18 protein-coding genes and 1 pseudogene are annotated in these 18,651 nt (G+C 76.0%); 11 read left to right on the top strand and 8 right to left on the bottom strand.

All coding sequences use genetic code 11. The features are described 5' to 3' along the window. Nucleotides 1-158 precede the first annotated feature (158 nt). A complete protein-coding gene (locus tag HUT16_RS06815; protein WP_176186438.1) occupies nt 159-701 on the bottom strand; it encodes a PTS-dependent dihydroxyacetone kinase phosphotransferase subunit DhaM in 543 nt (180 codons plus the stop codon). Nucleotides 702-956: 255 nt separating this feature from the next. Between HUT16_RS06815 and HUT16_RS06810 the strand changes: the two genes are divergently transcribed. The 4 genes from HUT16_RS06810 (at nt 957) to HUT16_RS06800 (ending at nt 3,810) form a co-directional block, all read left to right on the top strand. After that, nucleotides 957-1,214 (top strand): DUF397 domain-containing protein, encoded by a 258-nt coding sequence (locus HUT16_RS06810; protein WP_176186436.1) that lies wholly within the window; start codon nt 957-959, stop codon nt 1,212-1,214. Between the two features lie 823 nt (nt 1,215-2,037). Beyond that, a complete protein-coding gene (locus tag HUT16_RS06805; protein WP_033220617.1) occupies nt 2,038-2,532 on the top strand; it encodes a hypothetical protein in 495 nt (164 codons plus the stop codon). A 5-nt stretch (nt 2,533-2,537) separates the two neighbouring features. Next, nucleotides 2,538-2,618, top strand: a complete 81-nt coding sequence (locus tag HUT16_RS39680; RefSeq protein ID WP_341869173.1) for a putative leader peptide — start codon at nt 2,538-2,540, stop codon at nt 2,616-2,618. Between the two features lie 55 nt (nt 2,619-2,673). Further along, nucleotides 2,674-3,810 (top strand): acyl-CoA dehydrogenase family protein, encoded by a 1,137-nt coding sequence (locus HUT16_RS06800; protein ID WP_176186434.1) that lies wholly within the window; start codon nt 2,674-2,676, stop codon nt 3,808-3,810. 32 nt (nt 3,811-3,842) lie between these two features. Here the strand turns inward: HUT16_RS06800 and HUT16_RS06795 are convergent, their stop codons facing one another. Beyond that, nucleotides 3,843-5,003: an aminoglycoside phosphotransferase family protein gene (locus tag HUT16_RS06795; RefSeq protein ID WP_254897671.1), complete on the bottom strand. Its 1,161-nt coding sequence runs from the start codon at nt 5,001-5,003 to the stop codon at nt 3,843-3,845. Between the two features lie 442 nt (nt 5,004-5,445). Between HUT16_RS06795 and HUT16_RS06790 the strand changes: the two genes are divergently transcribed. From HUT16_RS06790 to HUT16_RS06775, 4 genes and pseudogenes are all read left to right on the top strand, one after another. Beyond that, the gene (locus tag HUT16_RS06790; RefSeq protein ID WP_176186432.1) at nt 5,446-6,930 is read left to right on the top strand and encodes a hypothetical protein; all 1,485 of its coding nucleotides are present in this window, start codon (nt 5,446-5,448) and stop codon (nt 6,928-6,930) included. Nucleotides 6,931-7,197: 267 nt separating this feature from the next. Beyond that, nucleotides 7,198-8,624, top strand: a pseudogene (locus HUT16_RS06785) (HEAT repeat domain-containing protein). 10 nt (nt 8,625-8,634) lie between these two features. Beyond that, a complete protein-coding gene (locus HUT16_RS06780; RefSeq protein ID WP_176186430.1) occupies nt 8,635-9,393 on the top strand; it encodes a DUF1775 domain-containing protein in 759 nt (252 codons plus the stop codon). Nucleotides 9,394-9,425: 32 nt separating this feature from the next. Continuing rightward, on the top strand, nt 9,426-9,926 hold the full coding sequence (locus tag HUT16_RS06775; RefSeq protein WP_176186428.1) for a YfbM family protein: 501 nt from the start codon (nt 9,426-9,428) through the stop codon (nt 9,924-9,926). On the opposite strand, the gene HUT16_RS06770 is transcribed toward HUT16_RS06775, so the two are convergent. Next, the gene (locus HUT16_RS06770) at nt 9,877-11,304 is read right to left on the bottom strand and encodes an MFS transporter (protein WP_176186426.1); all 1,428 of its coding nucleotides are present in this window, start codon (nt 11,302-11,304) and stop codon (nt 9,877-9,879) included. The genes HUT16_RS06775 and HUT16_RS06770 overlap by 50 nt on opposite strands. A gap of 81 nt (nt 11,305-11,385) precedes the next feature. Here HUT16_RS06770 and HUT16_RS06765 point away from each other — a divergent pair, with 81 nt between their 5' ends. Further along, a complete protein-coding gene (locus HUT16_RS06765; protein ID WP_176186424.1) occupies nt 11,386-12,417 on the top strand; it encodes a helix-turn-helix transcriptional regulator in 1,032 nt (343 codons plus the stop codon). 15 nt (nt 12,418-12,432) lie between these two features. Here HUT16_RS06765 and HUT16_RS06760 read toward each other — a convergent pair whose 3' ends face one another. The 3 genes from HUT16_RS06760 to HUT16_RS06750 all read right to left on the bottom strand — a co-directional run bounded on the left by HUT16_RS06760 (nt 12,433) and on the right by HUT16_RS06750 (nt 14,669). Continuing rightward, nucleotides 12,433-12,882, bottom strand: a complete 450-nt coding sequence (locus HUT16_RS06760) for a VOC family protein (RefSeq protein WP_176186422.1) — start codon at nt 12,880-12,882, stop codon at nt 12,433-12,435. Nucleotides 12,883-13,021: 139 nt separating this feature from the next. Then, a complete protein-coding gene (locus tag HUT16_RS06755) occupies nt 13,022-13,864 on the bottom strand; it encodes an undecaprenyl-diphosphate phosphatase (protein ID WP_217712162.1) in 843 nt (280 codons plus the stop codon). Nucleotides 13,865-14,096: 232 nt separating this feature from the next. Further along, nucleotides 14,097-14,669 (bottom strand): GNAT family N-acetyltransferase, encoded by a 573-nt coding sequence (locus HUT16_RS06750; RefSeq protein ID WP_176186418.1) that lies wholly within the window; start codon nt 14,667-14,669, stop codon nt 14,097-14,099. Between the two features lie 224 nt (nt 14,670-14,893). On the opposite strand from HUT16_RS06750, the gene HUT16_RS06745 reads away from it, so the two are divergent. Both HUT16_RS06745 and HUT16_RS06740 read left to right on the top strand, forming a co-directional pair. Further along, nucleotides 14,894-15,730, top strand: a complete 837-nt coding sequence (locus HUT16_RS06745; RefSeq protein ID WP_176186416.1) for an EamA family transporter — start codon at nt 14,894-14,896, stop codon at nt 15,728-15,730. A gap of 18 nt (nt 15,731-15,748) precedes the next feature. Continuing rightward, nucleotides 15,749-16,420: a B3/4 domain-containing protein gene (locus HUT16_RS06740; RefSeq protein ID WP_176186414.1), complete on the top strand. Its 672-nt coding sequence runs from the start codon at nt 15,749-15,751 to the stop codon at nt 16,418-16,420. 4 nt (nt 16,421-16,424) lie between these two features. Here HUT16_RS06740 and HUT16_RS06735 read toward each other — a convergent pair whose 3' ends face one another. Together HUT16_RS06735 and HUT16_RS06730 are read right to left on the bottom strand one after the other, a co-directional pair. Beyond that, nucleotides 16,425-17,465 carry a DNA gyrase subunit B gene (locus HUT16_RS06735; protein WP_176186412.1) on the bottom strand — a complete coding sequence of 347 codons (1,041 nt, stop codon included), beginning with the start codon at nt 17,463-17,465 and terminating at the stop codon, nt 16,425-16,427. Nucleotides 17,466-17,745: 280 nt separating this feature from the next. Next, nucleotides 17,746-18,510, bottom strand: a complete 765-nt coding sequence (locus tag HUT16_RS06730) for a LamB/YcsF family protein (RefSeq protein ID WP_176186410.1) — start codon at nt 18,508-18,510, stop codon at nt 17,746-17,748. Nucleotides 18,511-18,651 lie beyond the last annotated feature (141 nt).

Genomic DNA, 18,651 nt, shown 5'->3' with positions numbered 1-18,651 from the left:
CGCGCACCACCCCTCGCTCGGGCCCGGGGACTCCCCCCACCGGGCCGGTGCGGCCGACTCTAGCGGCGCACCGGGGCCCGGCGTGCCGGAAACCCGCACGGTCGCGCCCGAACCGATCCGTTCGGACACCCCCGGCCGGTGGACGGCGCGGCGGCCGGTCAGCGCTTCGGCCGGCGCGCGGTCTCCTCCGCCGCGTCCAGCACCGCCGCCAGGTCGCCGCCCGCGGTCGCGGTCGCCACCGCGGCCACCGCGCCCTCCACGAACGGGGCGTCGGCGAACCGGGTCGGGAACGGCAGGCCGTGCTCCTCGGCCGCGGCCAGCACGGTCAGCACCGTGCGCACCGGGCCGTCCAGGTCGCACAGCACCGCCACCCCATGGCCCTGGTCGACCCGGCGGGCCGCCGCCGCGACCAGCACCGCGCTGCTGCCCGGCCCGTCCGCGAGCGAGCCGCCGGTCGCCACCACCGGAGCCGGATCGTCCGCCTCCGCCAGGGCCAGCGCCACCGTCCGCACCGCGTCCGCCAGTTCCTGGCTCTGCGACACCAGCACCAGGCCCACCCGCCCGTGCCCGGCCGGACGGGAGGGGCGCGGCACGGACGGCACGGGCGCGGTCACGGTGCCCGTCGCGGCGCCCACCGGCGGCGCCGAGGGCGCGGTGGTGATCGGGATGACGTCGGCGCGGCTGCCGTCCCGCTGGTCCATCGGCTGCTCCCGGGTGCGTGGCTGACTGCTCGTCGCCCCATCCTCGCCCGTCCGCGGCCCGGAACGGCCCTCCTTAGCACAGGTGTCGCCGCCGGACGGCCGGATCGGACCAGTCCCGCCCCGTCCGCGGGCCTCCGGGGCGGAACGGCCGGACCGGGCGGCTCCGGCTGGCTAGGCTGGGCACCGGCCGACCACCGAGGACGGCATCGACCATCGAGGACGGCTCCGGCAGGAGTCGAGCGGGAGGACGTGCGGATGACGCCGGCAGAGGCAGCCCAGGCGGCGAACGAGCGGCGCAAGATCGAGCTGGACGTGAGCGGCGCCGAGTGGCAGCACGCCCCCGGCGACGAGCAGGGCGTGCAGATCGCCTTCGTCGACGGGTACATCGCGATGCGCAACGGCGCGGAGCCCGACGGCCCGTCGCTGATCTTCACCCCCGCCGAGTGGCGGGCCTTCGTCCTGGGCGCCCGGGACGGCGAGTTCGACCTGCAGAACCAGCCGCCGCAGCAGTAGCCGGGCGGCTCGGAAGCGGCGGAACCGGCCAACCTCTGGCCGGTTCGGGCCGCGCCGGCCCGAACCGCGGTCACTGTGCCGGCCCGGCCCGGACCAGGAGTTCCCCGACCGGGCGGCCGGGGCCGGAGCCCGCGCGCAGGTGACGAGTGGGCATACGCCGAGGTTACAAAAGAGTTCTGATGGGCCGAATCTTGTTGACTGGTCGACAAGCCTGCCAGCACAGTAAGAGCAGGCAGACGCCGTGCCTACCGCCCCCACGCGGTATAGGCACGGCGCCCGCTTCTGCTGCCCGTCAACGGCGCCGATGACGGGCTCTCCCCATCCCCGTGCCGCACAGGGGTGCGGCAGCCGTCGCAGCGGGAGTGACCCGTCCGGGAAGAGCGACTCCCCGGGTGGGCCGGAGCCCGGATTCCGCACGCCCCCACGCGGCGGTGATCCGGGCAAGGTTCGCGAACGCGACGGCAAAGGGCCCCGCGAACCTGGCTCTGGGTGTTATGTGGATGTAGGTGCTGCCGATCCTCACGGCGCCTCGACAGCCCGGAGCCGGCCGGAATCACCCGCAGGCTCCAGGAACAGTCTAAGGACCATTGAATCAGCAAATGGTGCTCGGAGTTCACACGACCGCGTGCGCAGTGAGGGAATGCGCGCAAGGCACGCTGCGACAAGCCGCCCCCTGTGGATCTCGCCCCGGAGCGGCCGTCGTGCTGAACCGAACGTAGCCCGGACGGTTGCTCAGAGTCAACATTGGTCCCTGAGCGTAGATCTCGGCCTGATCGCGGACCCGCTCACCGGGCGCCGCCCACCGGGCACGTACGATGGGCCCATGTCATTTCTCCGCCGTCGCTCCGGACAGCCCGCCGGCCCGGACTTCGACGTACTGGCCATGGATCCGGGCGACTGGCCCGGCGACTTCGGTGCCATGATCCTGGCTGGTCAGGACGGTTCCTGCCAAGGCATTTTCCTGCAGTACGACCTGCTCGGCGGCCGCGGCCCGGCCATGCTGATCGGGAACGTCCCGCAGGAGTCGCCCGCCCGCGAGAGCGAGGACGGCGTGCCCCTGGAGGCCCGCCAGCTGCTCGCCTCGCTGGAGAACGAGGAACAGGTCGACTTCGTCTCGGCCGAGGACTTCCCGGTCATGCTCGGCGACGACCTGCTGATCGTCCGCAAGGTCAAGGTCACCGAGGAGCGGCTCTACTGCTCGCAGTTCGGCCGCAGCGACGGCGTCCAGGTCACCATCGCCTCCTGGGACCGGCCGATTTCGGACGATCTCTACCAGCTCCTGAAGCCGCTTCCGGCGGAGATGTTCCAGCAGGGCTGACGAGGATGCCCCGGCCGCTGCTGCTGACCCGACGCCTGCACGTGGACCTCCGGCGCACCGCCGGCGCGGCCTGTCCGGCCTCCTGACACCCCAGTCACGGACGCCCGACCACCCACGCCGCCCGGCCCGGAGGCCCCCGCCATGACCCGCACCGCAGCGCAGCCGACCGTCCCCGCCCCCGTCGCAGCCGACCCCGCCGACGGCGCCGTCGAGCGCGCCCTCGCCCGGCTGCCCCGGGTGACCGACCTGCTGGCGGCCCGGGCCGCCGAACACGACCGCGACGGCACCTTCCCCTACCAGGGCGTCGAGACCGTCCACGAGGCCGGACTGCTCACCCTCACCGTCGGCCGCCGGCACGGCGGACCGGGCGCCGGGCTCGCCGACACCGTCCGGGTGCTGGCCCGGCTCGGCCGCGGCGACGCCTCCGTCGCCCTGCTCACCGCGCACACCCTGCTGCACCACGCCGAACAGGCCCGCACCGCGCCCTGGCCCGCCGCGCTCTACCGGCGGCTGCTCACCGAGTCCCGCCGCGGCCCCGCCCTGGTCGGCACCCTGCGCGCCCCGGCCGGGCGGCCGCCCGCCGTCACCGCCCACTGGCACGGCGACGCCTGGCGGCTCAGCGGCCGCGCCCCCCACTGCCCCGGCGCCGAAGCGCTCGCCTGGCTGGTCGTCGAGGCCCGCACCGCGGAGAACCAGCCGCGCACCGGGCTGTTCCTGGTCCGCGCCGACAGCCCCGGCCTGGAGATCGACCCCGCCGCCGACCAGCTCGGCCTGCGCGCCGCCGCCGGCCACGACGTCCTGCTGGAGGACGCCCGGATCGGCACCGACGCCGTGCTGCTGCCCCGGGGCGCCACGACCGCCCCGGACCCGGTCGCCGCGGCCTGGCACCAACTCGCGCTCACCGCCGTCCTGCTGGGCACCGCCAGGGCCGCGCTCGACTGGTCCGCCGGGCGGCTGCGCGACACCGCCGCCGCCCACCGCCGCCCGCTCGGCGAACTCGCCGCCGCGCTCACCGGCGCCGAGGAACTCGTGCACGGCCTCGCCGCCCGCACCGACGCCGACCCGGCCGCCGCCACCCGGGCCCCCGCCGTCCAGTTGCTCGCCGCCCGCACCGCGGGCGACACCGTGCAGCGGGCCCTCACCCTCGCCGGCAGCGCCGGGCTCGACCGCCGCCACCCGCTGGAGCGCCACCTGCGCGACACCCTCAGCCTGCGGACCCAACTGCCCGCCGAGGACACCGTGCTGGACGCCCTCGGCGAGGCCCTGCTGGGTGGCTGAAACCCGACGGTCGCCGGTCGGCGACCGCGGAGTCAGCGGGTGCCGACCGCCGCGCGGACCGCGCGGCGGGCCAGCGCCGCGTCGTCGTACAGCCGGCGGATCATGATCCGCTGCTCCTCGCCCGCGCCCGGGACGTCGTGCAGCCGCAGCTCCCGCATCAGCACCAGCACCAGGTTCACCAGGAACGCGTCCCGGGCCAGCGTGCCGCCGGACTGGGCGAGCTGGCTGATCTGGCGCCGCGCCGCGGTGTCCCCGGACAGCACGCTCCACAGCACCGCCAGGTCGTAGCCCGGCAGGTACCAGCCGGCCTGCTCCCAGTCCAGCAGGACCGGGCCGGACGGGGCCAGCAGCACGTTGCCCAGCAGCGCGTCGCCGTGGTTGAGCTGCCACGGCACCGAGGACAGGCCGTGCAGCAGGCCGCGCAGGTCGCCCGCGTCCCGGTCGGTCAGCAGGCCCAGCGAGTGGAACCGGGCGATCTCGGTCTGGTAGTCCATCGGCTTGCCGAACACGTCGGTCGGCGGGCGCCACAGGTTCAGCGTGCGCACCGCGCCCAGCACCGCGCGCACCTCGCCCGGCGTCGGCGCGTTCACCGGGTGCCGCTCGCGGGCCGCCGGACGGCCCGGCACCCGCTCCAGCACCAGCACGCAGCGGTCGTGGTCGGCGGCCACCAGCCGGGGCAGCCGCACCGGCGGACGGTGCCGCACGAACGCCCGGTACACCGCCACCTCGTGGTGGAAGCGCTCCACCAGCTGCTCCGCCCGCTCCCCGCGCAGCGCCCCCGGCGCCAGGCACTTCGCCACCACCGGGGCCCGGCCGATGGTGCCCGCGATCAGGATGTGCCGGCTGCCCTCGCGCAGCACCTGCCGCGGCAGGAACGCCGGACATATCCGCGCGACGTTGGCGAGCACCGCCCGCACCGCCGGGGTCTGCAGCGCGGCCGGGTCCACCCGGTCCACGAACGCCTCCGGGGCCCGGCCCGCGGCCGGCCGGCCCAGCCGCCCGGCCTGGTCGGTCAGCGGGCGGGTCACCAGGGTGGTGCGCCCGCGCGGGTCGCGCAGCTCGGTGCCGCGCGGTGCGGGCCGGCCCGCACCGGCGGTCGGGGGGCGCAGGGGGGAGCGTGACGGGCGTACGGTCGCGCCGTCCACCCCGGTCGGGGACGACGAGCGGGTACCGGTGCTGGCTGTGGAGTACATGGGCTGGTGAGGGTCCTTCCTTGACCGGCGGCACAGCGGAAAGCGGCGCAGCGGTGAGCTGCGGGGGCCCGGGTCCACGGGGGCCGGGCCGCCGGGTGGGGCGGGGGCGCCGGGCACGGCCTGCGGTGCGCCGGAACCGCCCGCACCCTGGGGAGTGCGTCCGTCCCGTACCCACCGCGCCCTGCCCGGCGCCCCCGCGCCACCCGGTCGCGCCACCCCCCGGAACGCCGCTCCCGGACGGCCTCCTGACGTACCGTCGGAACCAGGTCCGGGCCGGTCGGGGGCCGTTCCGGTGCGAAGCCGGGGTGGCGCATACCTACCTGACACCCGAACGGCACTGGCACACCACGTAGCGCACCCTGGCGAACCCTGGCGAATGGTCGCCTGGCAAGTGACAGAGCCATTAGGGTCGGTGACCAGCCGAGGATCCTGGGGGCTTCAGTTGAGCAAGGGGCCGAACACCAGACTGGCCGACCACTTCGCCCTGACCGGATGGTCCAAGGGCGAGCTGGCCCGGCTGGTCAACCGGCGGGGTGCCGCGCTGGGCGAGCAGCAGCTGTCCACCGACACCTCCCGGGTCCGGCGCTGGATCGAGCAGGGCGAGATCCCGCGCGACCCGGTGCCGAGGGTGCTGGCCGCCGTGTTCACGGAGCGGCTCGGCCGTGTCGTCACCACCGAGGACCTTGGTCTCGAACGACACCGGCCCACCAGGTCCGGCAGCAGCGCAGCACCGCCGAAGGAGCCCTGGGCACCGGATCGGACGGCCGCGGTCCTCACCGAGTTCACGGGAATGGACCTCATGCTGAACAGACGCGGACTGGTCGGCGCCTCGGCCGCCCTCGCGGCGGGCGCGGTCATCGCCGACAACCTGCACGACTGGCTCACCGGCGGGGCCGTCGCCGAGGCGGCCGGCCGCCCCGGCCCCCGCCACGTCGTCGCCCAGGGCGGGCCGCGCCCCGTCCTCGACGTCTACGAACCCGGGCCGGTCGGCGACGAGGAGGTCGCCGCCCTGGAACGCGCCGTCGAGGTGTTCCGGGCCTGGGACGCCTCGCGCGGCGGCGGGCTCCAGCGCAAGGCCGTGGTCGGCCAGCTGAACGAGGTCGGCGGCCTGCTCACCCACGGCCACCCGGCCGCGCTGGAGCGCCGGCTGTGGACGGTCGCCGCCAACCTGGCGGTGCTGGCCGGCTGGATGTCCCACGACGTGGGACTCGAACCCACCGCGCAGCGCTACTTCGTCATCGCCGCGCAGTCCGCCCGGGAGGCCGGCGACCGCCCCCGGGCCGGCGAGGCGATCTCCCGCGCGGCCCGCCAGATGCTCCACCTCGGCCGGGCCGACGACGCGCTCGAACTCATGCAGCTCGCCAACGCCAGCGCCGGCCCGCAGGCCGGCACCCAGCCGCGCACCCGGGCCATGCTGCACACCGTCGAAGCCTGGGCGCAGGCTTCGCTCGGCCGCTCCGAGGCCACCCGCCGGGTGCTCGGCGAGGCCGAGGAGCTCTTCGTCCAGGAGGCCGCCGAACCCGCCCCCAGCTGGATGCAGCTGTTCAACGAGGCCGAGCTGCACGGCATGCAGGCCCTGGTCTACCGCACCCTGGCCGAGCACGACCCCGGCGCCGTCCCGCTCGCCGTCCGGCACGCCCAGGCCGCGATCCGGCTGCGCCAGGAGACCGGCCGGGAACGCTCCGCGCTGCTCGACCGGATCACCCTGGCCTCCATCCACTGGATCTCCGGCGAGCCCGACGAGGCCCAGGTGCAGGCCAAACTCGCCCTGGCCTCGATCAACGACACCTCCTCCAAGCGCACCTGGGACCGGCTGCGCGAGATGTACCGGCTCTCCACCCGCTACCGGGGGCTGCCCGCGGTGGCCGAGCTCCGCGAGCAGATCCACGCCGCCCTGCCCGCCCCCAGGAGCCCCCGGACGGTCTGAGGGGACATCGGCCCGCGGCCCTTTCCCGGCGGCGGGCCGATCCGATTCGTGCCCGAACCCACCTGTCGTTGCGGAAGGGGTCGATCCGGTACGCACGGGCCCGGCCCGGTACCGTCACGCTGCGGAAATCCGTTGCCCTGTGTGCAGATCGCTCACCCAGGCGGTAACCTTCGGTGATTCCGGCGCCCGGGCGCCTGAGCTGTGCCAACCGACCCCGGCGACGGAAATCCCGTTGCCACGACGACCGCCGCAACGGATGCTGACCTCATGTTCGAGCCAGTGATAGCGCCCAGCGCCAGCCTCCTCGGCCTCCTCCAGAGGGGCCGCGGAGACGGGCAGCTGCATGCGTTGGCCGCAGACCGCGACGAGGCGATCGCCGCCGTCGAGACCTGCGTCACCAACGACCCCCGCGCCGACTGGCAGGTCGAGAACCGCTCCTTGTACTACGCGCGGCTCTACATGGAGCTCGAAGCCCCCCTCACCGGCATCGAGCTCCACCTGCACTCGCCCGAGGACAGCCTCGACACCGACGAGGCCCGCACCGGCCTCGCCCTCGCCGTACTGGGCCACCTCGCCGGCTACGGCCGCCGCGACGCCCTCGACCTGCTGCGCGCCTACACCACCACCGGAACCAACTGGGCCTGGGCCCTCGACGAGCTCGCCCTGCGCGACACCGACGAGGCCCTGCTCGCCCTCGCCCCCGCCGTCCTCGACCGCTTCCCGGCCGACCCGGAGGGCGACGCCGAACTGCGCGAAGCCGTCCGCGCCGCCTACGAGCCGCGGGTGTGGCGGCTGTGGGCCGCCCACCACCCGCGGGTCGCCGCGGCCGCCGAGCAGTCCCCGTTCGACCTGTGGCAGCGCCAGCTGGCCCGCCCCGGCGTCACCCCCGGCTGGTCCACCGCCGACGTGCTGGCCTGGGCCGACCAGGGCGACAGCGGCGCACCCGACGCGCTGGCCCGCCGCCCCGCCGCGGCCGCCCGCTGCCTCACCGCCGTCGTCCGCCCGAGGACGCGCCGCTGCTGCACGACGCCGCCGGGTACGGTCCGCCCGGCGCCCGCTGCGCCGCGCTCCGGCACCTCGTCGAACAGCGCGACCCGGCCGCCGCCGGGCTGATCGAGGCCGCCGCCGCCGACCTGGACCACCGGGTGGTCCGCGCCTCGCTGGAGCTGCTCGGCCGGATGCGAGGTCCCGAGGCGCTCGCGCACGCCCGCCGCTGGGCCGACCCGGCGACCGGCGGCGCGGACAGCGCCCTCGCCCAGGCCGCCGTCCGCCTGCTGGCGGACGCCGGCGAGCCCGCCGACGCCCCGCTGGTCGTCGCCGGGCTGCACCAGTGGATCTCGCTGAACGGCGTCACCGGCGCCGCCCTCGGCAGCCTGGTCGACGGCGTCGGCCGGCTGCACGCCGCCGCCGCCGTCCCCGCCCTGCGGCACGTCTACGGCGAGGCCGCCTCCTCCGAGCTGCGCGGCCGCGCCGCCCAGGCGCTCGCCGTCACCGATCCCAACTTCGGGGCCGGTCCGGCCGTCGAGTGCCTGTGGGACTGCGAGGAGTCCACCCGCGAGCTGGCCGCCACCCACGTCACCACCACCGGCGACGTCCGGGTCCTCGAACGGCTGCGCAGACTCGCCGCCGACCCGGCCGAGGAGGCCGAGGTGCACGCCGCCGTGCGCGGCCGCCTGACCGCGCGGGACCGGTAGGGTGCCTGCCATGCAGCGCTCACGAGTGTCCAGCCGGTTCGCCGTACCCGCCGCCCTCGCCCTGGGCCTGCTGCTCGGCGCGGCCGGCACCGCCGCCGCGCACGTCGAGGTCGAGTCGCCGAGCGCGCAGGCGCTCGCGGTCGACGCCGAGGTGGCCTTCTCCGCCGAGGGCGAGTCCTCCACGGCGGGCATCGCCGACGTCAAGGTCGTGCTGCCCACCGGGCTGGCCCCCGCCGACGTCACCCTGGTCAAGGCCCCCGACGGCTGGACGCTCACCCCCACCGCCGACGGCTACGCGGTGGCCGGCCCGGCCCTCGCGCCCGGCGCGGCCGCCGACTGGACGGTCAAGGTCCGGCAGCTGCCCGACGCCGCCTCGCTGGTCTTCAAGACCCTGGTCGACTACTCCGACGGCCACACCGACCGCTGGATCGAGCTCCCGCAGGGCGACACCAAGCCGGAGCACCCCGCCCCGACGCTGGCCCTGCGCCCGGCCGCCCCCGGCGCGACCCCGCTGGCGGCGGCGGGCGCGTCGGCCTCGGCTTCCGCCTCCACCTCCGCCTCCGCCTCCGCTTCGGCTTCCGTGTCGGCTTCGGCGTCCGCTCCCGCCGCCCCGACCGCCGTGCCCACCGTCGCCGTCGCCGACGCGCCGAAGGACGGCGAGGACGGCACCGGCACCACCGCCGTCGTGCTCGGCAGCATCGCGGGCGTCGCCGTGCTGGCCGCGCTGATCGTCCTGGCGCTGCGCCGCCGGAAGTCGCCCTCCGCCTGATCCGTCGGTGGCGGCTGCCAGGATGACGGCCCGTGAGCATCATCGGCAGTTACCTGCGACTGGCCCCCGCCGAACTCGTCCGGGCCCGTGAAGAGCCCGGCTGGGCCAGGGAGTTCAAGGCCGAGCAGGCCGCGCTGGAACGCGGGCGCGGCCCCGCCGAGCTGCGCTTCCACGACACCGGCAAGGCCTGGGCGGGCCTGGCCCACCTGTACGCCCGGCACGGCCTCCCGACCGAGGTGGTCCACGGCGGCGACGTCCTGCCCGGGGACGAGGACTGGGGCTACGGCCCGCCGTTCCTGCTGCCCCCGGACCGGGTGGCGGACGCCGCGCGGCAGCTGGCCGCCGTGCCCTTCGACGTCCTGGCCGACGGCCTCACCCCCGCCGACCTGGCCGCCGCCGAGGTCTACCCGACCGGCCTGTGGTCCCGGGACGCGTCCGCCCTCGACCACCTCGCCGCCCACCACGCGGACCTGCTGCGCTACCTCACCCGCACCGCCCGCTACCGGCACGGCCTGCTGCTCTGGTACTCGTGACCGGGCTCGGGCCGGGCGCGGGGGCCGGGGCGCCGCCGTGCGGCAGGCGGCGGACGGCGGGGGAGAGCAGCGGGAGCAGGGTGAGCGCGCCCTGGGCGAGGGCGGCGGCGGTGGCGACGGCGGGGGCGCCGAGGCGGGTGGTGAGCGGGCTGCAGGCGAGCTGGCCGAGCGGGATGGCCAGGTAGGAGAGCACGTCGGCGTTGGCGGAGACCCGGGAGAGGACGCCGCCGGGCAGGTGTTCCTGGAGCGAGGTGTCCCAGGCGGTGGCGGACAGCGCCAGGCCGAGGCCGGAGCCGAGGGCGGCGGCGAGCAGCCAGGGTGCGGGGGCGTGCCGACCCAGGGCGAGCAGCGGGAACGGGAGCAGCAGACCGGCGAGTTGGCCGGTGGCGAGCAGGCGTCGCGGGGCCAGCCGGTAGGCGGCGGTGCTCGCCAGCAGCAGTCCGGCGCCGCGGGCGGAGAGCAGGGCGCCCCACAGGGCGGGCCCGGCCAGTTGCGGGCCGAGGATCTGCCAGGGGCCGACCAGCAGCAGGTTGGTGGCGCAGCAGGACCAGGTGGTCCACCAGACCCAGCGGGTGCGGCGGAACACCGTCCAGCCCTCGCGCAGTTCGCGGCGCAGGCCGGAAGGGGCGGCGGCCCGGGCGGTGGTGGCGGCCCGGGCGGTGGTGGCGGTAGTGGTGGTGGAGGTGGCGTCGGTCGTGGAGGTGGCGGCTCGGACGGTGACGGTGGCTCGGTCGGTGGCGGTAGTGGAGGTGGAGGTGGCGCCGGTCGTGGAGGTGGCGGCCCGGGCGGTGACGGTGGCCCGGCCGGTCGGGAGGCGGGCGAGCAGGTACGCGGCGGGCAGGTAGCCGAGCGCGTCCAGGGCGACCGCCCAGCCGGGCCCGGCCCCGGCGACCAGCAGGCCGGCCAGCGGCGGGCCGAGCAGCTTGCTGCCGTTCGCGGCCATCTCCAACAGGGCGTTGGCGGGGCGCAGTTGCCCGTTCGGGACGAGTTCGGGCAGCACCCCGCGCAGGGCGGGCGAGGTGAACGCGGTGAGCGCCCCGTTCAGGAACTCCAGGGCGGCGAACGGGCCGAGCGCGTAGTGGCCGGTGAGCAGCAGGGCGGCGGCCGCGCCCTGGCTGAGGCCCGCGCCGAGGTGGGTGACGACCAGGACGGTGCGCCGGGGCAGCCGGTCGGCGACCGCGCCGCCGAGCACCATCAGGCCGAGCAGCGGGAGCATCCGGGTGGCGAGCACGGCGCCGAGGTCGGCGGCCCGGCCGCCCGCCGCGTCCAGGACGGCGAAGGCCAGCGCGACCGGGGCCATGGCACTGCCGAGCAGGGAGACCGCGCGGCCGAGCAGGAAGCGGCGGAAGGCGCGGTGGTGAAGGAGTGGTGGAAGCACCCGCAGAGTGTGGGAGCCGGCGGGCCGGGGCCTCTATCGTTTCGGGATCCACCGAAAGGTGCCTGAGGGGAGGGCGTCGCCGTGGTCGTGCTGCGGTTGGACTCGCTGGCGCTGTCGCGTTCCAGGTTCGCGCTGTCGCCGTTCGCCGAGACGCTGGCGGCGGCCGTCCAGTTGGCCCGTCCGCACGCCGACCCGTGGGCCGCGCCCTGGTGGGAGCGGCACCGTCCGGCGTTCCTGGCCCGGCTGGCGGGGGACGGGTACGCGCGGGGGCTGGTGGAGCTGGTCGCGGCGACCAAGTACCTGCCGGACCACCTGACGCTGCCGCCGGGCGGCGGGATGGAGACCGGCCTGGAGTCCGAACTCGCCGAGGTGGCGCGGGTGCCGGACGAGGTGGCGGTGGCCGGGCTGCGCGCCGCGCAGGCGCACGCCTGGGCGGGGCAGCGGCTCGACTGGCTCACCGGCCGCGACCACGGCGCCCGGGCGGCCGAGCTGTTCCGCGCGCTCTGGGACGCGCACCTGGCCGCGGACTGGCCGGCCCGGCGGGCCGCCCTGCGGCGCGACGTCACCCACCGGGCCGGGCTGCTGGCCGCGCACGGCTGGCCGCGCGCCCTGCACCTGATGAACCGGACCAGCGCCTGGGTCGGGGCGGACGCGATCCGGTTCAGCGACCGGCCCGGGCGCGACCGGGTGGTGGGGCCGGACGGGATGCTGTTCGTCCCGGTCACCGCGCAGCGCAGCTCCTGGCTGTGCGAGGCGCCGGGCCGCCCGTTCGCGATGGTGTACCCGGCGCGCGGGACGGGGGAGGGCGGGGCGGACGGCGGCAACCGGGCCGGGGACGGCCGGGCGCTGGCCCGGCTGCTCGGCGGCGGGCGGGCGCAGATCCTGCGGAACCTGGACACGCCCGCCACCACCAGCGAACTGGCCCTGCTGCTGGACCAGTCGGTGGGCACGGTCGGCGGCCACCTGGCGATCCTGCGCGACACCGGCCTGGTCGACCGGACCAGGCTGGGGCGCCGGGTGCTCTACCACCGCACGGCGCTCGGCGACCGGCTGGTGGCGGGACCGGGACCGGGACCGGGGCCGGGGCCGGGACCGCGACCGGGAGCGGGTTGAGGGGGGTTCTTCGGCTCAGGCGACGCAGAACTCGTTGCCCTCGGGGTCGCGCATCACCCACCAGTGGCCGGCCGGCCCCTGGTCCTGCTCCTCGACGCGGGTGGCCCCGAGCTTCTCCAACCGCTCGACCACGGCGGCGAGTTCACCGTCGGAGTGGATGTCGACGTGCAGCCGGTTCTTGCCCTGCTTGGGCTCGGGGACGTGCTGGAACAGGATGCGGCGGCCCTTGCCGATGCCGCTGACCGGGTCGTACGGGTCCTCGGGGTGGCGGACGGCCGAGTAGCCGCGGAACAGCTTGCGGCCGTCCCGGTCGAGCACGGCCGCGGCGGGGAGGCGGCCGTCGGCGAGCAGCGTGTCGATCAGGGCGGTCGGGTCCTCGACCTCGTAGCCGAGGGCGGCGGCCCAGAACTCGGCGAGCGCGGGGGCGTCGGCGCTGTCCACGACCAGTTTCCAAGTGAGCGTCATGGCACCGGATTTAATCGCACGTCAGATCGAGTGGCAACGATCTCCGGCGCCGCTGGTGTGTCGCCGCGGCCGGTCGCCCCGCGCTCCGGCTCGACCCGGACCGCCGCCCCGTCCCCGTCGGGACGGCGGTCGGGGCGGGTCAGTGCGCGGCGCCCGCGTTCGGGTCGAGGGTGCCGGCGGTGACCAGGGCGATGATGGTGATGCCGAGCAGGATTCGGTAGATCACGAACGGCGTGAAGCTGTTGTGCGAGATGTACTTCAGGAACCAGGCGATGGCGGCGTAGCCGACCGCGAAGGCGATCAGGGTGGCCAGGATGGTCGGCCCCCAGGCGGGGGCCGGGCCGTCGCCGATCTTGAGGAGTTCGAGGCCGCCGGAGGCGAGGACGGCGGGGATGGCGAGCAGGAAGGAGTAGCGGGCGGCGGCCTCCCGGCTGTAGCCGAGGAACAGGCCGGCGCTGATGGTGCCGCCGGAGCGGGAGACGCCCGGGATCAGGGCCAGTGACTGGGCGGCGCCGTAGATCAGCGCGTGCTTGAAGTTCAGCGACTCGATGCCGCGGGCGTTGCGGACGGCGCGGGAGCGGTCGGCGACGGCCAGGATCACGCCGAACAGGATCAGTGTGGTGCCGATCAGCCGCAGGTCGCGCAGGGTGGTCTCGATGGTGTCCTGGAACAGCTTGCCGAGGATGCCGATGGGCAGCGTGCCGATGATCACGTACCAGCCGAGCTTCGCGTTCTGGTCGCGCCGCCACTCCGCGCGGAACAGGGAGAGCGTCCAGGCCCTGATGATCGCGCCGATGTCCTTGCGGAAGTAGATCAGCACCGCGGACTCGGTGCCCAGCTGGGTCACCGCGGTGAAGGCCGCGCCCGGGTCGTCCCAGCCGGCCAGGGCGGAGAAGACCCGCAGGTGGGCGCTGGAGGAGACCGGCAGGAACTCGGTCAGGCCCTGCACCAGGCCGAGCACGGCCGCGTGGAACCAGTCGATCACCGGGCACCCGCCGCGGAGGTCTCTCGGGGGCTCAGCATGGCGGTTTCCTGTTCGCTCGTGGGGTGGTCCGGCGGCCGGGGGCACGGTCCGGTGCGGGCAGATGATAGGGGGTCCGGATGTACTGAAGATCGCAAAGGGTCATCACCTGACAAACCGGACCATTCGCCCCGGCGGGCATCCGGACGCGGACCGCCCCGGGCGCCGGGGCGGGGCCCGCCCCTGGTGGGCGTCAGGGCGTGGCGGCGGCCCACTCGGCCCAGGTCAGCGCGTAGACCACGTCGCCGTGCTCGCTGCCCGGGATCGGGTCCGGCCAGTCGGCGAAGAACGTCCGCACGTGGCGCAGGCCGGCCCGCTCCAGGACGCGGCGGGAGGCGGTGTTCACCGCCATCGTGGTGGCCGCCACCCGCTCGGCCCGCAGCTCCTCGAACGCGGCGCGGACCAGCGCGGCCGCCGCCTCGGTGGCGTACCCCCGGCCCCGGGCGGCGGGCAGCAGGCGGTAGCCCAGCTCCAGGCCGTCCGTCCCGTCCAGGCCGACGGAGGCGGGCGGGTGCAGCGCCGCCCAGCCCAGGAAGCGGCCGTCCGCCTCCAGCGCCCAGCAGCCCAGGCCGTCCGGCAGGTCGGCGTACTCGCGCAGCAGGCCCGGCAGCAGCTCGTCGGCGACCCGCCCGGGCGGGACGGGGCGGCCGTCGTCGATGTACCGCATCACCTCCGGGTCGCCGCACAGGGCGGTGACGGCGGGCAGGTCGGCGGGGGTGAGGCGGCGCAGGGCGAGCCGGTCGGTGCGCAGGCGGAGAGTGTTCACCGGGCGAGCAGAGCACCGCGGGCGGTAGCACGGCAAACGGTTTCCGGGGCGGGGACGCGGTCGGCGTCCTCCGCGGTCGGCGTCCTCCGGGGTGCGGCGGGCGCCTTCCCGGTCGGGCCGGGGCCCTGCGGGAGCGGAATGCGGGCGGCGATCATTCTGTTGGTCTGTTGCGTTCACTCTGTTGTACCGTTCGGACCGTTCCGCCTCACCTCCCGGGAAGTGCCATGCTCGCTCTGCTGCTCGCCCTCGGCAGCTCCCTCGCCTACGGCTGCGCCGACTTCTTCGGCGGCCTCGGCGCCCGCCGTGCGCACGTGCTGCGCACCGTGCTGGTCGCCGCGCCCGCCAGCCTGGCCGTCGAGCTGCTGCTCTGGCCGCTGCTCGGCGCCCGGTTCGAGGCCGGGGCGGTCGGCTGGGGCGCGGCCTCCGGGGCGGCCTCGGCGGCGGCCTTCGCGCTGCTGTACCGGACGCTGGCGATCGGCCCGATGAACGTGCTCTCGCCGGTGACGGCGCTGGTCTCGGCGGCGCTGCCGGTCCTGGTCGGCCTGCTGCAGGGCGAACGGCTGGGCACCGCCGGGCTGGTGGGCCTGCCGCTGGCGCTGGCCGCGGTGGTCCTGGTCAGCGCCGGGTCGTCCGGCGGCCGGGCCCGGGTGGGCCGTCCGGCGCTGCTGCTGGCGCTGGGCGCGGGCAGCGCGATCGCCGTCCAGCTGGTCTGCCTGCACCAGGCCCCGTCCGGCAGCGGCGTCGCCCCGCTGATCGTCGGCCGGGCCGTCACCTCCGCGCTCACCCTGACCGCCGCCGCCCTGTGGCGCCGCCGGCTCGGCCCCGAGCGCCCCGCGTACGCCCTGGCGGGTGCCGCCGGGGCGCTCGACTCGCTGGCCGGCGTGCTGTTCCTGCTCGCCGCCCGCAGCGGCGACCTGGCGGTGGTCGCGGTGATCACCGCGCTCTACCCGGCCGGCACCGTGCTGCTGGCCCGCGCCGTCCTGTCCGAACGCATCCACCGCGGCCAGGTGGCCGGCCTCGGCGCGGCCGCCCTCGCGGTCGGCCTGCTGGCCCTGGCCTGACCCCTCCGGAGACTCCCCGTGCCCCTTCCGCACCTGCACCCCGACGTCGCCGCGGCCTTCCCCGCCGCCCGGATCGCCGTCCTCACCGCCAGCGGCGTCCGCGCCGACCGGCCCTGGCCCGCCACCGAGGCCGCGCTCGCCCGGCTGGAGGCCCGCGCCGCCGCAGGCGAGTGGCGCCCCGCCGACGAGCACGACCCGCGGATCGCCGCCTGGCACACCGCGTACCGCGCCTTCGGCAGCAACCCGCGCCGCGTCCGCCCCAGCGCGGACGCGCTCGGCCGCCGCCTCGCCAAGCAGGGCGCGCTGCCCCGGATCAACCCCGCCGTCGACTCCTACAACGCCGTCTCCGTCCGGCACGCCCGCCCCGCCGGGGCGTTCGACCTGGCGGCGGTCGACGGCGCCGTCGAGATCCGGTTCGCCGACGGCACCGAGGAGTTCACCCCGCTCGGCGAACCCGGCACCGTCCAGCACCCCGGGCCCGGCGAGGTGGTCTACGCCGACGCGGCGGGCGTCCTCACCCGCCACTGGAACCACCGCGACGCCCACCGCACCCGGGTCACCGAACGGGCGACCGACGTGCTGTTCGTGCTGGAAACCATGGACGGCGCGGAACTCACCGCCCCCGCCGAGGAGTTGCGCGCCCTGCTGGCACCGCACAGCGAGCAGGTCACCGTGCGGTACCTGGGCTGAGACGTCAGCCGCCCGCCAACTCGGCGGCGCGCTGCGGGTGTTCGGCGAGCCAGGTTTCCACCGCGTGCTGGACGGCCTCGGCGGTGCAGGCGTGGACGGGGTGGTTGCCGAGCATCTCGCGGGCGCAGCCCTCGTAGTTGGGGTCGTCGAGCTTGACCGAGACGACCGCCGTGAGTTCGGTGAACAGGGTGCGCAGGGCGTGCCTGCCGAGGTGGGGGAGCAGGGCGGCCCGCAGGCCGGACCGGAAGCCGGTGAGGTGGGTGCCGTCGCTGGTGCGGCGGCTGTTGGCGTAGCAGTGGATGCCGCCGCGGCCGGTCCAGGAGAGGGCGAGGTCGAGGGTGCCGCCCATCCGTTCGTCGGTGGTGTGGAGGGTGAGGGTGTCGGTGGGGTCGCCGCCGAGGTGGGTGGTGTAGTCGAGCGGGCCGGCGGGGTGGTGGAAGCGGTCGGTGCGCGGCGGGGTGGTGCGTTCGTCGGTGAGGGTGAAGTCGAACTCGCGGTTGAGGAAGGCGAGTTCGCGCAGGTGATCGGCCAGGGTCGGATGGTCGAAAACGACGGTCTCGAAGATCTCCGGGTCGGGGTGGAGGGTGATCGCGGTGCCGGTGCGGTCGGTGGCGCCGGCCTCGGTGGGCGGGGTGAGCTGCTCGCCGCAGGCGTAGGCGTGGCGGACGATCACGCCGTCGCGGTGCTCCTCCACGGTCAGCCGGGCGGAGAGCGCGCTGACGGTGAAGAGGCCGGCGGCGAAGCGGGAGAGGTGGACCCGGGGCCCGGCTTCGCGCGGGGGCGTCCAGAAGCGGGTCAGCTGTTCCGGCAGGCTGTCGTCCGGACGGCCGTCGTGGCTGACGCGGGCGCCGCCGTCGGCGGTCAGCGTGACGTCGATCCGGCCCGCCCGGCCCAGCAGGACGGCCTCCGCCGCCGGTTCCAGCGCCTCGTACAGCAGTTGGTGCAGGCCGTGTTCGCCGGCCGAGCCGATGTACATCCCGGGCCGTTTCCGGATGGCGGCCGACCCCTCCAGCACCTGGATGTGCGCAGCGTTGTATTCGGTCATCACGTGTCCCCTCCGACGTGGTCCGCAGTGCTGCCAACCCTAGGGGAAAATCAGGAAAACACCAGGTCAGAGGCTATGTGGCGAGGGGCTGTGCGGCCCGCGGCGGGGGGTTGCGCGACGGGGTGACCGCCACGCACCGGGAGGTGGGGGCCGGGGGCGCGGCGGGGCGGCGGAGGGCCGGGAAGGGGCCTTTCCGGGCGGCCGGAGCAGCGGGAATTCCGGGAATTTTCCGGGGGTGGGGCGGGGTGCGCGGCAGGGGCGTGACGGGGCGTCGAGAGGCTCAGGTGAACGCCTCGACGCGGACGCCCGCGGAGGCCAGCGCGCCCCGGACCCGCCAGGCGAGTTGGGCGGCGCCGGGGGTGTCGCCGTGCACGCACAGCGAGCGGGCCCGGACGGTGATCACCTCGCCGCCGGCGGCGGTCACGACGGCGTCCCGGGCGATGCCGACGGCGCGCGCGATGACCTTCTCGGGGTCGTGCACGACGGCGTCCGGCTCGCGGCGCGGGACGAGGGTGCCGGCCCGGGTGTAGGCGCGGTCGGCGAACGCCTCGGTGACCACGGGCAGTCCGACGCCCTCGGCGACCGCCAGCAGCCGGGAACCGGGCAGGCCGAGCAGCGGCAGCGGCCCGTCGCAGACCGCGCCGGCCCGCAGCACGCCCGAAACCACCGCCTCGGCCTGCTCGTTGTCGTCCACCACCCGGTTGTAGAGGGCGCCGTGCGGCTTGACGTAGGAGACCCGGGAGCCGGCCGCGCGGGCGAACACCTGGAGCGCGCCGATCTGGTAGGCGATCTCGTCGGCCAGCTCGTCCGGCGGGACGTCCATCGCGCGGCGGCCGAACCCGGCCAGGTCGCGGTAGGAGACCTGGGCGCCGATCCGCACCCCGCGCTCGGCGGCCAGCGAGCAGACCCGGCGCATCGTGGACGGGTCACCGGCGTGGAAGCCGCAGGCGACGTTGGCGCTGGTGACCACGGAGAGCAGCGCCTCGTCGTCGGTCAGGCTCCAGCGTCCGAAGCCCTCGCCGAGGTCCGCATTGAGATCGATCACCGCGTCGGCCACTTCTTCCTCGTCCGCCCTTCCGCGCGCGGGCCGGTCCGGGCCCGGGGTCCGCTCCTGGGGGTGATCGTAGGGCCTGATCGTTTCGGCCGGTGCGGCGGTGGCCGCCCGGGCGACAGGTTTTACCCGTCA

Origin of the sequence: Kitasatospora sp. NA04385, assembly GCF_013364235.1 — a bacterium.
In the GTDB taxonomy this organism is placed as follows: Bacteria; Actinomycetota; Actinomycetes; order Streptomycetales; family Streptomycetaceae; genus Kitasatospora.
This window is presented reverse-complemented; position numbering and strand designations above follow the sequence as displayed.

Coding starts and splice junctions, on each gene's coding strand:
- HUT16_RS39680 (WP_341869173.1), top strand. CDS start 2,538: ATGCCCCGGCCGCTGCTGCTGACCCGACGCCTGCACGTGGACCTCCGG.
- HUT16_RS06815 (WP_176186438.1), bottom strand. CDS start 701: ATGGACCAGCGGGACGGCAGCCGCGCCGACGTCATCCCGATCACCACC.
- HUT16_RS06745 (WP_176186416.1), top strand. CDS start 14,894: ATGCTCGCTCTGCTGCTCGCCCTCGGCAGCTCCCTCGCCTACGGCTGC.
- HUT16_RS06735 (WP_176186412.1), bottom strand. CDS start 17,465: ATGACCGAATACAACGCTGCGCACATCCAGGTGCTGGAGGGGTCGGCC.
- HUT16_RS06805 (WP_033220617.1), top strand. CDS start 2,038: ATGTCATTTCTCCGCCGTCGCTCCGGACAGCCCGCCGGCCCGGACTTC.
- HUT16_RS06795 (WP_254897671.1), bottom strand. CDS start 5,003: ATGTACTCCACAGCCAGCACCGGTACCCGCTCGTCGTCCCCGACCGGG.
- HUT16_RS06800 (WP_176186434.1), top strand. CDS start 2,674: ATGACCCGCACCGCAGCGCAGCCGACCGTCCCCGCCCCCGTCGCAGCC.
- HUT16_RS06810 (WP_176186436.1), top strand. CDS start 957: ATGACGCCGGCAGAGGCAGCCCAGGCGGCGAACGAGCGGCGCAAGATC.
- HUT16_RS06760 (WP_176186422.1), bottom strand. CDS start 12,882: ATGACGCTCACTTGGAAACTGGTCGTGGACAGCGCCGACGCCCCCGCG.
- HUT16_RS06780 (WP_176186430.1), top strand. CDS start 8,635: ATGCAGCGCTCACGAGTGTCCAGCCGGTTCGCCGTACCCGCCGCCCTC.